This is a genomic window from Synechococcus sp. 60AY4M2, assembly GCF_002760375.1.
In the GTDB taxonomy this organism is placed as follows: domain Bacteria; phylum Cyanobacteriota; class Cyanobacteriia; order Thermostichales; family Thermostichaceae; genus Thermostichus.
The window spans coordinates 2,567,316-2,582,928 of the sequence record NZ_AUMZ01000001.1 but is presented as its reverse complement, the minus strand read 5'-3'; the positions used below and the strand labels follow the sequence as shown (position 1 = coordinate 2,582,928).

Sequence of the window (15,613 nt, the reverse complement as noted above, 5' to 3'; positions counted from 1 at the left end):
TTATCTCTTTTTCGACGAACCTTTAGAGGGATCCCTAGCTGAGATAGCGAAACACCATCTGCAGCAATTCTTCCTGCCGAAAGGGCTTGGTCAGGTAATCGGTGGCACCGGCCAGGCGCGCCTTCACCCGATCGATCAGACCTTTGTGGCCTGTGACCATCACCACCGGCACATCCTTTAACACGGAGGATTTGCGGATGAGGCTGCACAATTGGTAGCCATCCACGTTGGGCATACCCACGTCCAGCAGGATCAAATCTGGCTTGAGGGTGGTCAGCTTCATCAGGGCTTTCAAAGAGTCGCTGATGGTGTGAATGACCAGGTTGTGCCCTTCCAACAACCGCTGCAACTCGCTGAGCATGGCTTCGCTGTCGTCAATACAGGCCACAATCCAGGTTTTCGAGGCTTGGGGAGATGGGCCTAGATCTGCAAGCCCGTTGGCCAGGTGAAGAGGGACGGTGGGAGTTTCTGAGGGCTGTGATTCTGTCTCAAGCTTGGCCGAGTAGGTTTTGGGCAGCCGATCAAAGGGGGGCTGGGGATCCCGCAGGACAAGGATACCGGCTTTGACCAGAGGATGTAGGCGGCGAGCGATCTGGAGGTCGTCTTGATCGAGAAGGGCGCTCAACTGGCGGAAGCTAAACCCCTTCAGTAACCGGCCTAGCCGTTCCTGTTGCTCGGCGGGAAGGCGTTCTGCCTGGGCCCGGCTGGCAAAGTAGGGCCGTTGGTAGGGGGAGGTGATCTCAGGCCCCAAAGATTGCCATGCCCGTAGCCGCTTTTGGATCAGGTCGAGCAGGGATCCCCCATCCCACTGGCCCAGGGTGGGCACGTTGTCCAGTGGGATGATCTCCTGCTGAAAGCCCCCTGGAACCAGCAACAGATTTTGCAGCACCTCCTCGCCGATCCAAGCATTCAACCTGCGCGCAGCTTCCCAAGGCAGCAGTTGCTCCGTTACCATCCAACTCAGCCCCAGAAGGTCTGCAGGTAGAGGCCCAGTCTCCTGAGCCAATAGCGCCTCCACCTGCCGATGGATGCGTAGGCAATTTTGGCGAGTCAGAGAAAAGACTTGATGGCTGAGCCGACGCAGGTGGCGATCCAAGCGCTCCAAGGGCTCCAAGCTGTGGTGAGCAAACCCCAGGCGACCTTGGTGAAACACCAATGACCAAGTGCCCAGCCCCTCCCCTTTGTCCAAGGCACTGAAATACCGAACAACTCCTGTGAAGCTGACCTCTGCGTTCAGCAGATGGGCCGAGACTTCTGTACAGACGGGGGGACGGTTCATGGGTCGAGAGGACGTGCTCGGACAATTTCCTGCGCTGAGGTTGATGACACGACTGAAGTCTTAGCTACCCCACAAGCCGGTGAAAAAATGCTTTCCAGAATACAGTTCAAGCCCAGCCCTGACCCAGACGAGATCTTTAGATGAGCCAAGCCCAACAAGACGGCCAAGGCTGCACGAACTCAAAGGCAGTTTCAGCGTTCAATTCGTATTCAGAAAAACTCTCCTCCTGGGGAGATCGATGACTATTGCTCATCAGCCAATCTCTAAAGGTGAAGGCTAGCCCTCAGATTGTCTGCTGGCTTTCTTACTCGGGAACTTCCCACGGAAAGCCTGCAAGACAAGATAAAGGTAACCCCGATAAACCTCTTCCGTAAAAATACGGAATTTAGGTCTTCTCCAATTTCCAAAGCTGCTCCAGGTGGGCTTGGCAGCGGCGCAGGAGCTGGCGACTTTCTTCAAAGCTGATCTGCTCCAACGCCTCGGGGTAGGAGCACCAGCGGTAGGCGGCCACCTCCTCCGGTTGCACCTGCAGGGCCGGAGGAGGAAATTGGGGCGGCAACAAGGCCACGTAGTAGGTAACGGTTTTGGCCACTCGGTTCCCCTCTGGATCCGTAAAGGTGTAGGCTTCCTGCAGCGTCAAAGGGTCAGACTGGCCGGGCAGGGTCAGGAGCTGGTAGTCGGTTAGGCCGGTTTCTTCCCGCAACTCCCGCTGGGCTGCCGCCAAGTCGCTTTCCCCCTCATCTTTGTGGCCTTTGGGAAAGGCCCAGTGCCCCTTCTGATGCTGGATGAGCAGGTAGAGATGGGATCCCTGGGCGGGCGGGAGGGGCAGGATCGGGATTACGCCGTAGGCGGCATCGGTCAGCATGGGGAGCTAGTCTCCAAAGAGTTTGATGGCGGGCGGCCTGGGATCGAAAACCCCGTTGGGATCCACCCGCGGGCGCTCCACCCCTTGCAGGGGATAGAGAGGGCGACCCGTGTCGAATTGAAAGAGGTAGATAGGCAACTGGCTGCTCCCCAAAGGCAAGAAGGCTAGGGTATCGATCTGGGTAAGGGCGTTGCGGCTGGCCGGTCGGGTGAGGTTAAAGGCGGCGATGCGGTCTTCCAAGGGGGTCTTGGCCTCGCTGCGTCGGCCTAGGCCAATGCTAAATTGCTGGTTTCCCTGCTCATCCACCCCCAAAACCTGCACATCTCCTAGCTCCACTGGGGGCGTGCTCTCCGGCAGGCCGGCCACCACCGGCGGCGCATCCACCGGCGGCTGCGAGGGCAAAAAGCGCAGCTGCACCCCCTCCGGCAGGATGCGGTAGTCCTGGTAGTCGTGCCGGATGGAAAGGGATCCCCTGAACAGGCGGCGGGTCAGGCCCTCCAGCGTCCAAAACCCGTAGGCCAAATTGATGCGGGTGCTCTCCGGCAGCCAGTAGCTAACCCCTGCCTGGGGATCCGGCACTGCCGCAAACCCTATCAGGGCATAGGCCTGTCCCCACACCCCCGACAAAAACAAGAGCACCTGCCGCGGCAGCCCCGACTCCGGATCCAGCCACAGCTCCCGCACCTGGCCCTCTTGGAGAGGCTCTAAACGCAGATGCTGGACAGGGGATCCCGCCAGAGTTACCCGTTCTGAGGAGAGGACGCGGTAGCGGCTGGGATCAGCCTCTAGATGAAAGCTCACCGAGGGCAGGAGCGCTTCGGGCCGGCTCACGTACACGGAATACAGCTTGAGCAAGTCCGATTGGTTCACCGCTTCCAGTTGCCGCGAATCCAACAGGCGAACACGATCCCCCTCGGCTACCCAAGCCTGCCAACTGCCGTCGCGGCAATAGAGCACATCCAAGGTGGCTGTAAAGGTTTGGGATCCCTCCACCCGCACCTGCTGGCGGTACTGCAAGTTGGGCAAAGGGGGCAGTTGCTTCAAAGCAGCGTTGTAGCGCTCCAGCCAAAGCTGGGGATCCTGGTCAGAGCCTCTCGAGGAAATGAGCTCCGCTTGGGCCAAAGCCAAATCTGCTGAGGGTAAGCCAACTAGCCCCGCAAGCAAAAGCACAACCCCGCCCAGATAGCCATAGAGGGATCCCTGCCGTCGCCACCTTCTTACAGATTGTCCGGGGGGCATCAGCTCACCTTGGCCTACTTTGCTGAATGGGGAGGCTCTCTCCTGTCTCCATGCCTACTCAATGGCAATAGACTGGGGGCCTTGCGTGGAGGCCGGCGGATCCTCCACCCTCAAGCCCTGCGACTCTAGCCAACTGCGCAGCGGATCCTGCCTTACATCCAAACGCAGCAGGCCGCTGAGAAAGCCCCCGCAGAAGACAACAGGGTTGCTCAGAAAGGTCTTCCAGACCTCATTCATCTCCATAGCCGCAACACCAACCACCCCCCCAATCCTAGCAAGGCCGGCAGGTGGGGATCCCCTCCCTTGGCTAGACGGCAATCAACTTCTCTCGGTTTATGTTCTGCAGCACACTAAAAATGCTGTTGCCAATGCGCTGGAACTCTTTACTGCTTTTGTCGGCAAAGTGCAACACCCAAGGGAGCCTGCAAGGCTGAAACCCACTAGCAGGATGAAGCTGGGAGAGATGGTAAGTTTGTATAGCCAGAACTTCCAAAGGAGTGTTGCCGTGTTCATGGACAACTCGCAGCGGTCTTGCGCTGCCAATTGGCACCGAGGACTTCTTAATAGGCTGGCTTGTTACGAGCATAAATGACCTTCGTTCATGGTCAAAAATGACAGTGCCCATTGCAGCATCTTTATATCTGCCTTCTTCTTGAATCCCCATTCTTCCCGCGCCACTTTTGCGCACTCCAACAATATCCACAGCAATCTTTTCTTTTCTTAGTTCCTCAATTGTTTTATCAAATTCGCCTCTTTGAACTAAGCCATCCCTCATCAAAAGAACCTTTCTAGGGTATCGATGAAATTTGTTGTAGAATCTATTGACGAGCTTGGACACGGTTTGATAAATTGCCTCGCCGGAAAAAGTTTCTCCTCTTTGTATATCGGGCAACTCCCAGCCTAAGCTTTGACCATTGGCCAGTACCGCGAAGGCAGAGGTTCCGTAGTAAAGCTCTCGATTCGTCCCCACATCAAAACCAATGGTAAGCTCGGAGCACTCAGGATGATCGAGGGGTTCAAGCAACACGGGTTGCCACGCAGCTTTACACAGAAGTCCTAGTACGACATTTAGAGCTTTGTAGGGGTCAGCTCCAGGAATCATAAACTGAGTTGCTATTCCTGCTCGAAGTGCTTGCAAGCGGATCTTTTGCTTGTGCTCATCAGGCGACAAGGGCATGACAACCAGAACAGTTTTGATCCCTTTGTCGGCCCAGCTTTGCCAAAACCTCTGTTGAGCAAGGTCGCCTTCAGGTAAATCTTGACGGGTTGCGTAAAAGTCTATTTCAACTCTTGCTCCGCTCTTTTTAGCTACTTCAAGTAGGCACTTGCGAACCTCAGTAGGATACTCATGTTTATTATCGTCAAGATTTAGAAGTCCAAACTTTGTCTCGCCAACCCTTGCACATCCTTTGTACCTAACTCTGGCTGGGTTCTCGATTGCTTGATTGTTGCGACCCAGTAGTCTTGGCCTTGGCAGGATATAGCCCTCTATTTTCAGAGGCTGAATTCTCTCTTGAGCAATGGGAGATTTGTAGATTCTTCTTATGATAGTCTCTGCAACTTTTTTAGACTCTTGAAGTCTATATTCTAAACTTTTTCTAAAATGCTCGATGACCGAAGCACTGACTTTTTTACCAGGATTTCTAGCATCTTCTATGCTGGCCAGCATCTCCAAAGTTAAGACAGGCGATAGCCTTCGAGACAGATGGGGAAAACACCCTCGACCTGAAGATACTTTGACTACCCAGGAGCTTTCCACTTCCTCTCTAGGTGCACTGTGCTTCTGCAAATGATACTCCGCTAGACTCATGTTCAGCTCTGGCAATTGAATCTCCCACGGCGACTGTTTGGAAAGGATACCCAGATATTCCCAAGTCTGGCGTTTATCGTATGTATTCTGGACCCACTGGATCGGGACATCTGGATAGTTCTCAAGCCACTCATGCAAGGTCCATGGCGTGTAGAAATGGTACTGAACATCTATCTCTATGTACAGCTCACTGTCCTGGTTGACAACAACATCTATTCTTCTTCCTTCGTGGATTTTCCAACCCTCTCCACAATCAACTTCTTCCTTCTTCCACCAAAGTAAGCTGCCTCCTGATGTTTCAACTTCGGTTTTCCCAGAGTACAAAGATTTGAGACACAGCCGTAGCCTCCTACGCTCAAAGCTTTCGAGGGCATCTTTTTCTTGGACATTGGTGCAGTTTAGAACTCTCTGTCCAATTTCCTCTAGTTCCCCGTCCTTTGTCTTAAGTTTATCGGGGTCAACCTTTTCCCGGGCTATAATGCAGCCCTCTAGAGGAACAGCCACTACACCTAGCTGATTACAAACCCTTGCGAGGGCTTTGTGCTCTTCCCCCGGAGCGGGGAGAGGGTTTGGCTTGCAATGGTATCCGTAGAAGGTGAGATCCTCCTGAGTTAGCCTCTTAACGAAGAAGCGATTAAGAGTAACCTCAACTTTCTTCTGGAGTAAATTCATTGGCAGACTCTAGTTTCAAGTTTCTCTCTAGGATCTCTAGGATAAGCTCTAATTCTCCTGCTCTTCACGAGGGATCTCCAAACAACCCTGGCGGAGCCAAATCTCTGCTGATCGCCTCCGCCTGAAACCGACCGCTCATGCCCACCACCTGCCACTCGGCGCTGCGATTTCCCTGGCGGAAGCGCAGCCGTCGGGCTCGCAACGGCACCACTTCTACAGCTTCTACCAGAAATTGTTGGTATTCGCCCAAATAGTCTCGGTAATCCGGGGGCAAGTCAGCGCTGCTGTTGATTTGAATCCAAAACACCCGTCCTGCTTCGTTGCCATAGGCGCGGATTTGTTCCTGGCCGCGGTATTGCTCCACCCCGCGCAAGCGCTGTCGCCCCACCGGCATGGGCTGTGCCCATTCGGGCAAGGGATCCCCTAAGCTGATCGACCAAGCCGGCCCGCTCAGCCCTAGCCAACAGAGCAGCAGTAGCCCCCAAACCCAAGGCCATCTGTGCAGCGTGCTGTTCCCGGTTTTCAAGGCTCGGCCGAACATGGCAAGTTCTTCTCCGCAAGTGATCCCAATGCTTTTGGATGTTGAAAACAACTTCGTCTCAACGCAGGCGAAAGCCAATCCGACCACGTTCACTATCGAAAGCAACGTCGGCGTTGAAAAACAGGGGCATGCCCAACAGTTGCACGCTCTGGTTGCCGTTGACAAAGATCCGATCCCGGCTGGGCGTTACCGGAAAGCCAACCCGGATGCGGTAGTCAAAGGCTCCTCCCAGCACAGCTCGCCACTCCGAGCCTGGGGGTAGGGTGGCGGTGGGAAAAGGAGCGGATCCCAACAGTCGAACGTTGAGGAAGATGTCGGAAGCGCCGCTGTCAAATACGGTGGGGCTGAGGACATTTTGGATAGAAGTATTGCTGATGCGGTAGGCCACTTGCAGAGCTTCATCCCGCCAGATGGGCGTGCCATCGGGAAAGCTACCCACCTGGGGCAGTGGCCGAAAACTGAAGCCAGCGGTGTTGGCCTCGGTCAGGCCGACGGTGAAAAGGCCCTGAGCAGACTCAAAGCCGCCGGTTTGGATGATGTACCCCGAGCGAAAATTGCCCGGCAGGCGAGTGAGAGGGCTAAACAGGTCGCGGTCAGGGCTGCGTTCGTCCAAAGAGGTGCCCAGGATCCCAGCAAAGGGCCGCCCTGGTCCAAACAGCCTGTCGGAACAGCTGGCCACCAGCGGCTCCACACAGGTGATTTGGTCAATCAACTGAATCGTGACCGGCTCTCGGCTCTGGATCCCACCCAAGCTGAAGGGAGCGCGAGCCAGCACGCCAATAAATCGCGTGCCATCAGCGAAGGTTACCGTGGAAGGGATCCCCGTCCGCTCTAAGCCAAAGCGCCCTGCCACCGACGACAGAATACGCAGCCCCGCTGAGCCGGTATCCAGAAGCACTTCAGCCTCGCTTCCAGCCACACCCACTGTCAAGCCCAGCAACTTAAAGCGGCTGGTGCCCAGAGTGCGCACCGCTAGAGGAATCGACCGGCTGCCCGGCTCAGGCGGAGGAGGGATCAATCCAGGAGGGGAGGTCCCAGAGCCCTTGAGGCTAGAACAGGCGATCCCCAGCAGCACCACCAGCGCCAGCACCAGCCCCCTTAGCCTGCGCCAGATTTCCACCGTCCAGGCTTTCCTCGGGAGCTGCGCTCCTGTCTGCATCAGATCCTCCAGCCACCAAACGCTCGAGCAGGGAAAACCGGACCGTGCCAACCCCCCCTGCCCCTAGCTTGCCGAGGGGGCTGCCAAGGCGCGCAGTGCTCGGATTCCCGGCCAAGAACAGTGTAGCCAGAGCCCGAGGCGGGATCCCCCCTTCTGCTAACGGGACGGGTTCTCGCCCTGCGGGCTAGCCTCCGGCATCAGACAGCCGAGGGCATCACACCCTGCTGGACCCTCCGCGGTTAGGGCGAGGTTGCGGTCATAGCGCGCCAGCGCCTCGTAAAAGTTGTCGGTCTTTCGTCTTTGCTTGACCTCGGCCATCAGCCGCTCGTAGGTGGCCTTGTCGATTTTCTCGAAGGGCAAGCGGGGGAAGGGAGCGTCGAAGCGGGCCAGCAGTGCTGCGCTGATGTAGCCCTCGTCGTCGCGGATGGCCTCGTAAATGCGGGATCCCAGCGCCTCGATCTCGTCCTCCCGCAGCTCGAGGGTGGCCGAGGTGTTGTGGGTGGTGTAGTACTTTTGCACCTGCATGTAGAAGTCGAACTGGGCCAGGGCAGAAAAGCGCTCAATCTCAATCTCCTCAGCGCCGGGCAAGTTGGCCCACTCCACCTCCACCGGCAGCTCCACCAGCCACTCGGTGCAGCGGGGATCAAAGGGGTCGTTGAGCAGGTTGCCGTTTTCATCCTTATCAGACTGGGCGGGCACCACCGAGTAGCCGTAGTCCAGACAGGCGAGGGCCACGGGGTCGTTTTTGGCAAAGGTGATGCGGCGGATGTAGCGCTGGGCCTTGGGCGGGTGCCAGCCGGGGGAGGCGTTGGTGAGCAGGGACTTGGTGCCGGCGGGCTGAACAGTGGTGCAGCGGTTGGGGCGGCGCAACCCGTGACGGTCGCAGTAGTCCCAAACCACGCGGTGAACGACCTCCTTCCAGAAGCTGAGGTATTCCCGCTCCTGCTGCTTAAACTCCCGCCCCAGAGGCGTATCGGGCCTCCCTTCCTGCCACCAGCGCAGCCAGTCCACCCCAAAGGCTTTGACGCAAAAGTCAAATAGACCAGTAAACGAGACGCCCACGATGGGATCCCACTCCCGCGAGCGCTGGAAGCGGGGCTCAACAAAGCGGTGGTGCAATAGCGCCGCAGCCGACAGGGCCCCTGCCGTAAAGGCCTCCTCTTGCTCCTGGCGGTTGTGGGGATCTAGCCGGTTGAGGTGGATCTCGGCCAGATTGCAGTGGAAGTCGCATCCGATGATCTCACCGCAGTTGTGGACAACCAACCCATTGGCATCAAAGCAGCTTGGGCCGGGCACGGTGCAGTCATAGACCGGTTCCACGCCGTCAGGCTCCAGGGCTGCAACTGTAACCGTAAACCGCTCCCGGTTGAGCCGGCGCTGGTAGCTGCCGAGCAGTTCACCTAGCTTCTGAGCTTTGCGCGGTTCTCGAAAGCCCACCACTGCCTGAAACTGGTGCAGGTTGTCCCCGCTAATGACCAGCTCGTGCTGCACCTGGCAGGCGTAGGGGGCTGGCTGGCGCTTGCTATCAGGCAGCAGACGATACCCAGCGGGACGGCGATTCTCGTAGATGACCGAGACAATCCCTAGACGCGCCAGCATGCGCTGCACAGCTTTGAGGGTGTCCAGGTTGCTTTGGGAAAGCCGCACACTAACTCCCTTCTCTTGACCGCCCTGCACACTGCCGTCTGCGTCAAACAGGCCGCACAAAAAGCCGCGGTGGAAATCAAAGCTTGTGGCTTCCAGTGCCGCAGTCATTTGCTTCTGTCCTGGAGCCATGCCGAACTTAGCTGCCAGTTTCGCCAAGCCGGTGGAATGGATAACCCGGCACTTCAGCTTGGGGTGATAATAGGTCTCTGGCCGGCGAGGTTCGTACCCTACCGCAGCCTGCAACAACTGAGCCGCATGGAGGCTCATCTCCTGCTGCGTATCCTGCCAATAGCGCAGTACAGCCGTGTCATTCCACTGGGTTGTGGCAAGGCTGCCGTCGCCCAGCAAATTCCCCAAGAGCCAGCCTTCCTCCCAGGTCCCCTCACCATCCCAGGGGGCTAGGTCGCGATGGTTGTGCAGCAGAATGCGGTCGCCCGGGCGGAGCCCTTCTGCCGGCACCCATTCCGTGTATTGCGCCTTTGGAGTCTGGGCAATGACTTTGAGAACACGATGGTTGCCCGTCAGCCGAAGAGAAAATCCCTCCTGGGTCACCAGCTTGAGCACGGGCTTGGTGCCGGAGTAGAAAAACCCCTCTGGGGTCGTGCTGAATAGCTCGCCGTTGACGTAGGTGCTGTGCTGCTTGCCAATAAGGTCTTTCACCTGGCGCGGGCCGTCGCCCGTGTGGATCCAAGTGTCTGCGGTAACGCAGGGGTTCAGCCCATACCGTTGCACCCTATGCCACGTTGGCGGTTGGACAGACGGAGAGCTACTAGCTGCCTGCCGCTCCTCTATCCAGCGCCTAGCTCCCTCGGGTCCCTCCGAGGCATAGACGTTGAGGAACTCCCGCTTCAGCTCGGGGGTGTTGATTAGGTCGGCGTTGGCCCGCGCTACGGCTTCCCCAGCCCACTGGATAGCCCCCTCGCCGGAGTAAAACTGCTTGCGCACGGCAGCAATGCACTCTTCCCGCGTTGGCTTGCGGTGAAATACCCGGGTGTGGTTGGCCATGCGCAGGGCATCTCGCTCAGGGTCAATTCTCCAGTTGCCCTGCTCGTCCTGCTGCCAGAGATTGTCTTTGGCGCTAGATCCCAGCTCGTCGTCGGCGGCAAACTGGCGCATACCTGCACTACGGCGGATATTCCCCGCCACCACCGTTGCGGCCGCCTCATCAATGAGCAGGCAGCACTCCACCGAGTTCAGTTGCCTGCCCACGGCTTTGTTGAGGATGGCGGCACAGCGCTGGTACAAGCCGGGCAGCTTGATGGGGTTGGCCACGCCCCCAAACCCTTTTAGCCGCTCCCCAGCGGGGCGCACATGGCTGAGATCCACCGTCACCTCCACCTGACCCCCAAAACTGGGATCCGCCGCCAGCTCCAGCAGCGCCTGGTAGGACTCCACCCAGCCCCGCCGGCTATCCCCCACCTGGATGTGCACCCGGGATCCCTGCCGCTGGATGGGGGTGTGCTCCTGCCGAGAATGCCGCGGCGTGGCGCCGATGGATCCCACCACCTGCACCTGCAGGCGGTTGAGGATGGGGGGCAAGCGGTTGATGAACTGGGGCTCCAGCACCGCCCCCGTGCCGCAGCCCATCATGGCCAAATCCATCATCAGGCCAAAAGAGCGCCAGTCCACCACGGTGAGGCTGGTGCAGTTGTAGGCACCGGAGTAGTTTTCCGGCTTCTGGATCCACTCGGTGCCCATCACCCACAGGGCCCGACCGGAGATCAAGGCCTTCAACTGCCGCTGCAGACGTTCCACCAGCTCCCGCTCTTGGGGAGTAAAACGCCCTAAGCGGGCAATGTCAGCCAGGGTGCGATCGCAGACGTCGCTCCAGGTCTCGCGGCTGCTATCTGGGCGACGCCGACTGTAGGTACGGTAGAACACGGGGGCAGCCGCCGGGGCCGTGGCTGGAAATTCGCCCAGGGAGCCCATACCAAGTCCCTGGATTGCCGGAGAATGTGCTTCCTTGCTCTGAACCATAGTTACACCCCTTCTGCAAAGCTGCCTTTGGGAAAGCTCCTTTGAGCGCCGGTTTACAACCCTGCCGAGCCAATGCCCAACCACGTTATCACAATCTTCAGAAGCCTGGTGTTGTAGGTGGTGGTGTTCTCTAGGCAACTCCTCAGGATCCCCTAGGGATAGGGCAAGCTCGGTTACCTCCCCCCGCTGTTCCCCTGGGCTGGCGGCGGCGGGTGGGGAAGGAAGACCAGGCAAAAGGGCTACAGTGGAAAAGAGGGATCCCACGTCAAGTCTGCAATGGCACCTTCCTGGGCCTTCTCCCAAGTAAGAGCTTTGTAAGGAGTTGCATCGCCATGACCAGTCGCCTGCGCATCGGTAGCCTGTGGGGGATCCCCCTCTTCCTTGACTACACCTGGTTTCCGGCGGCCCTGTTGCTGGTGCTCTCCTATGGCGTGGTGACGGCCCTGGGGCTGTTTCTCTCTTTGCTGGCTCACGAGCTGGCCCACAGCCTGGTGGCCCGCGCCTATGGGGTACGGGTGAGTTCCATCACCCTGTTCATCTTTGGCGGCATGGCGGCCATTGAGCGGGAAGTCCCCCGTCCCCTGGGCGCTTTTTGGGTGGCCCTGGCAGGGCCCCTTCTCAGTTTGGGCTTGTTTGTCCTCTTTAGCGTGGCCGGAGCTTGGGCTGGGCCGGGGTCGCCCCTGACCTCAACCCTCGCCAGCCTGGCTGCCATCAACCTAATGATTGCCCTGTTTAATCTGCTGCCGGGACTGCCCCTGGATGGGGGGCAGATGCTCAAAGCGGCGATCTGGGGTTGGACAGGGGATCGGCAAAAGGGCATGCTGTGGGCGGCTCGCGCTGGGCAAGGGGTAGGCTGGGGGTTGGTGGCCCTGGGGTTGTGGGTGGTGTTCTTAGGGAGCCTCAACGGCCTGTGGATAGGCCTGATTGGCCTATTTATCGTCAACAGCGCCCGCCGCTATGAGCAGTATGCGCAACTGCAGCAGGTGCTGGCCCGCCTAAAAGCTGCGGATGTGATGACCCGCCGGTTTCGGGTGGTGGATGCGGGCATGAGCCTGCGGGAGTTTGTCGATCGCTACCTGGTGCCTTCTTCCCTCAGGCCGGAAGCCCCAGCTCAGCCAGCGGACGTTTATTTTGCCGAAGAAGATGGCCGCTACCGCGGCCTGGTCAGGCCGGAACTGCTCAACGACATCGAGCGTAGCCAGTGGGATCACCTCACCCTCAAAGCCATTCTCAAGCCGATGGAGCAACTGCAGGGGGTGCAAGAGGAAACCCCCATCCCCCAGGTGATTCAGATGATGCGCCAGGCAGAGCCGCGCCGCATTCTGGTCTTCACCCCCAGCGGCGCCATTGCCGGCTTGATCGACCGCGGCGATGTGGTAGCGGTGGCGGCGCGGGAGTTGGGGGTGGTACTGCCCCAGGAGGTGGTGCAGAGGCTGCGCGACAGCGAAGAATGGCCCCCTGGCTTCCAGGTAGAAGAAAACCTCGCCGGCGAGGGATCCCCTAATCCACAGCAGCAAGCGTGACGAGAGAGGGGCTGTGGCAGGTTTTTGATGAAAGGTGACCTCACATACTGTCTTGAGCGGCTTTCGTCGTTAAGATTTAATAAGATTAAGGATGATCTCTATCGATTAAGAATTTTGAATCGCACACACCGTCTTTTGCCTGCCCATACCTATTGCCTGAGCAACGGGCTGGGCGTCATTCTTCACCCTATCCCAATTGCCGATTCTGCAACTGTCGATGTCTGGGTTCGGACAGGCGGGCGCAACGAGCCACCAGAGTGGCTAGGCATCTCCCATTTTCTGGAGCACATGGTCTTCAAGGGCAGCGAGCGACTGGCCCCCGGCGAGCTGGATCGGGCCATCGAGGGCCGGGGGGGAATTGCCAACGCTGCTACTGGCCAGGATTACACCCACTACTACATGACAGTAGCTGCCGCCGATCTGCCGGAGACTTTGCCCTATCTGGCGGAGGCAGTGTTGCGGGCCGGGATCCCCGATCAGGAGTTTGAGCAAGAGCAGCAGGTGATTTTGGAGGAGATTCGCCGCGCTGCTGACAACCTGGGCTACACCGCCTATCAGCTCCTCATGGAAACTGCCTTTGGGGTGGAGCACCCCTATGGGCGACCTGTGCTGGGCACGCCGGCAAGCCTGATGGGGTTGACCCCAGAGCTACTACGCGCCTACCACCGCGGCTGGTACCGACCCGAATTCATGACGGTGGTGGTGACGGGAGGCATTGATCCTGAGCGAGCTCTGGCCTTGGTGGAAAAGGAGTTTGGCGGCTCCGCCGGTGGCCCTGGTTGGATTGCCCCTCCGATCTCTCCTCAGCCCCGCCCGCAGGGGGTTCTGCGCCGCGAAAGCGCCCACGCCCGCGCAGAAGAGGCCCGCCTGAAATTAGCCTGGCCCACTGTCAGCCTCGACGCCTGGGAGCAGGTGTGCGGCCTAGAGCTGTTGGCCGTAGTGCTGGGGGAGGGCCGTAGTTCGCGGCTGGTGCATCTGTTGCGCGAGCAGCGGGGCTGGGTGAGGGCTATCGGCTGCTCTTCGCTGGTGCTGAAGGAGGGGGGGCTCTTTTGCATCAGCGCTCAACTGGAGGTAGAGGATTTGGCACAGGTGGAGTCAACCATCCTGCACGAGATCGAGAAGTTACAGCAGGACGGCATTGGCCAAGCGGAGCTGGATCGCGCCCGGCGCATGCTCACCCACGAGCTGCTCTTCTCCGCCGAGTCCCCCAGTCAACTGGCCAGCCTCTACGGCTACTACGAGACCCTGGTTGGGGTACAGCGCCTGCAGGAGTACCTGGAGCTGTTGCAAGCGTTTACTCCGGCGCAAATCCGCGAGCTGGCGCAGCAGTATCTCTCCCCTCAGGCTTACGTGGTCGCTCTGCTCAAGCCGGCTGCCTCTGACGCTGCCGCGGCTTCGGAGCTGCAACTGGCCTGCCGTTGATGGCCTTTCAGTCTTGGATCCCTTGCCCAATGCACCCCACCCTGTCCACCACCCAACGCGGCCATCTGCAGCGCCTCTGCTTGACCAACGGCATCACGCTGCTGGTGGGCCAGAACGCGGCGGTGGAGATCCTGGCTGCCCACTGTTTTTTTCGCGGCGGCAGCCGGGTAGAGCAACCGCAGCAGGCGGGCTTGAGCCAGTTGCTGGCCGCTGTCCTCACCAAGGGCAGCCGGCAGCGCGACTCCCAGGCTATTGCCGCTGGGGTGGAATCGTTGGGAGCTTCCCTTTCGGTAGACAGCGCCGCCGATCATTTCGAGGTCGCCCTGCGCTGTGTAGCGGAGGATTTTCCGGAGCTGTTGCAGTTGCTGGCGGAGATCCTCCGCGATCCCAGCTTTCCCGAGGCAGAGGTGGCGCGGGAGCGGGACTTGATGCTGCAAGCCATTCGCGCCCGACAGGAACGGCCTTTCAGCTTGGCTTTTGATCAGGTGCGGCGGGCCCTCTATGGGGATCACCCCTACGCCCTGCCAGAGCTGGGAGGAGTGGAAACAGTGGGATCCCTGACCCGCGAGGATTTGCTGGCCTACCACGCCACCTACTGCCGCCCAGAGGGCATGGTGATGGCGGTGATCGGCCCAGAGCCGCCCGAGACAGTGGCGGCCCAAGTGGAAGCGGCTCTGGGAGATTGGGTGAGCGCCGGCCCGCCCGCCCCCGACCCAGCCCTGCCGCTGTCTCCCTTGGAGAGGCCGCAACTGCTGAAGCTGCCCCAGCCCACCCAGCAGACGACGATCTTGATGGGCTTCCGCGGCTCCCCTGCCGCTTCCGCCGACTATCCGGCCCTGAAGCTATTGGCCACCTACCTGGGCAGCGGCCTGTCCAGCCGCCTGTTTGTGGAGCTGCGCGAGCGCAGCGGCCTGGCCTATGAGGTCTCGGCCTTTTTTGCCACCCGCCGGGATCCCGCCCCTTTTGGGGCCTACCTGGGCACGGCACCGGAGAACACTTTGGTGGCCCTGGAGCGCCTGCAAGCGGAGATCCGTCGCCTCCACGACACCCTCCTGAGCGGCGAGGAAGTGGAGATGGCCCAGCGCAAGCTCTTGGGCCAATATGCCCTCAGCAAACAAACCAACGCCCAAGTGGCCCAACTGGCCGGTTGGTACGAGATTTTGGGCCTGGGCCTGGAGTTCGACCAGCAGTATTTGCAGCGAGTAAGGCAGCTCACCCCTGCCCATCTCCATCAGGCCGCAACAACCTACCTGGTCAACCCGGCCATTGCCCTGGTGGGGCCGGAAGAAGCTTTGGCAAAAGTTGAACTGTAGGTGGGTGCCACGAGGCAGGCTGCCGACTTCTGCGCAGCGGCACGACGGGGCTTGCCGCGCACCGGGTCAGTTTCCGGATCAGGCTTTTTCAAGACGCGACCCTTACTGCTGCTGGCCCCCAGCAGCTAGGACGGCGGTCAGGGTAGGGCTTAGAGGATAGAGAGGG

At 59.3% G+C, this 15,613-nt stretch carries 11 protein-coding genes; 3 read left to right on the top strand and 8 right to left on the bottom strand.

The features are described 5' to 3' along the window. Positions 1 to 34 precede the first annotated feature (34 nt). The 8 genes from SYN60AY4M2_RS11325 to nrdJ form a co-directional block, all read right to left on the bottom strand. On the bottom strand, positions 35 to 1,279 hold the full coding sequence (locus tag SYN60AY4M2_RS11325) for a response regulator (RefSeq protein ID WP_011434290.1): 1,245 nt from the start codon (positions 1,277 to 1,279) through the stop codon (positions 35 to 37). A gap of 385 nt (positions 1,280 to 1,664) precedes the next feature. After that, positions 1,665 to 2,144 (bottom strand): NUDIX domain-containing protein, encoded by a 480-nt coding sequence (locus SYN60AY4M2_RS11320; RefSeq protein ID WP_099812945.1) that lies wholly within the window; start codon positions 2,142 to 2,144, stop codon positions 1,665 to 1,667. Positions 2,145 to 2,150: 6 nt separating this feature from the next. Continuing rightward, the gene (locus tag SYN60AY4M2_RS11315; RefSeq protein ID WP_099812943.1) at positions 2,151 to 3,383 is read right to left on the bottom strand and encodes a hypothetical protein; all 1,233 of its coding nucleotides are present in this window, start codon (positions 3,381 to 3,383) and stop codon (positions 2,151 to 2,153) included. 54 nt (positions 3,384 to 3,437) lie between these two features. Continuing rightward, positions 3,438 to 3,620 (bottom strand): hypothetical protein, encoded by a 183-nt coding sequence (locus tag SYN60AY4M2_RS11310; RefSeq protein WP_240527838.1) that lies wholly within the window; start codon positions 3,618 to 3,620, stop codon positions 3,438 to 3,440. Positions 3,621 to 3,690: 70 nt separating this feature from the next. Further along, positions 3,691 to 5,865: an argonaute PAZ domain-containing protein gene (locus tag SYN60AY4M2_RS11305; RefSeq protein WP_099812941.1), complete on the bottom strand. Its 2,175-nt coding sequence runs from the start codon at positions 5,863 to 5,865 to the stop codon at positions 3,691 to 3,693. 64 nt (positions 5,866 to 5,929) lie between these two features. Continuing rightward, on the bottom strand, positions 5,930 to 6,406 hold the full coding sequence (locus tag SYN60AY4M2_RS11300) for a hypothetical protein (protein ID WP_099812939.1): 477 nt from the start codon (positions 6,404 to 6,406) through the stop codon (positions 5,930 to 5,932). A 58-nt stretch (positions 6,407 to 6,464) separates the two neighbouring features. Next, the gene (locus tag SYN60AY4M2_RS11295) at positions 6,465 to 7,565 is read right to left on the bottom strand and encodes an aspartyl protease family protein (RefSeq protein WP_099812937.1); all 1,101 of its coding nucleotides are present in this window, start codon (positions 7,563 to 7,565) and stop codon (positions 6,465 to 6,467) included. A 156-nt stretch (positions 7,566 to 7,721) separates the two neighbouring features. Further along, positions 7,722 to 11,141: a ribonucleoside-triphosphate reductase, adenosylcobalamin-dependent gene (gene nrdJ / locus SYN60AY4M2_RS11290; protein WP_240527837.1), complete on the bottom strand. Its 3,420-nt coding sequence runs from the start codon at positions 11,139 to 11,141 to the stop codon at positions 7,722 to 7,724. A gap of 380 nt (positions 11,142 to 11,521) precedes the next feature. Between nrdJ and SYN60AY4M2_RS11285 the strand changes: the two genes are divergently transcribed. The 3 genes from SYN60AY4M2_RS11285 to SYN60AY4M2_RS11275 all read left to right on the top strand — a co-directional run bounded on the left by SYN60AY4M2_RS11285 (position 11,522) and on the right by SYN60AY4M2_RS11275 (position 15,447). Beyond that, on the top strand, positions 11,522 to 12,712 hold the full coding sequence (locus SYN60AY4M2_RS11285; protein WP_011430984.1) for a site-2 protease family protein: 1,191 nt from the start codon (positions 11,522 to 11,524) through the stop codon (positions 12,710 to 12,712). Between the two features lie 114 nt (positions 12,713 to 12,826). Continuing rightward, positions 12,827 to 14,134 carry a pitrilysin family protein gene (locus tag SYN60AY4M2_RS11280; protein WP_011430985.1) on the top strand — a complete coding sequence of 436 codons (1,308 nt, stop codon included), beginning with the start codon at positions 12,827 to 12,829 and terminating at the stop codon, positions 14,132 to 14,134. A 29-nt stretch (positions 14,135 to 14,163) separates the two neighbouring features. After that, positions 14,164 to 15,447: a pitrilysin family protein gene (locus SYN60AY4M2_RS11275; RefSeq protein WP_168173339.1), complete on the top strand. Its 1,284-nt coding sequence runs from the start codon at positions 14,164 to 14,166 to the stop codon at positions 15,445 to 15,447. Positions 15,448 to 15,613: the final 166 nt, after the last annotated feature.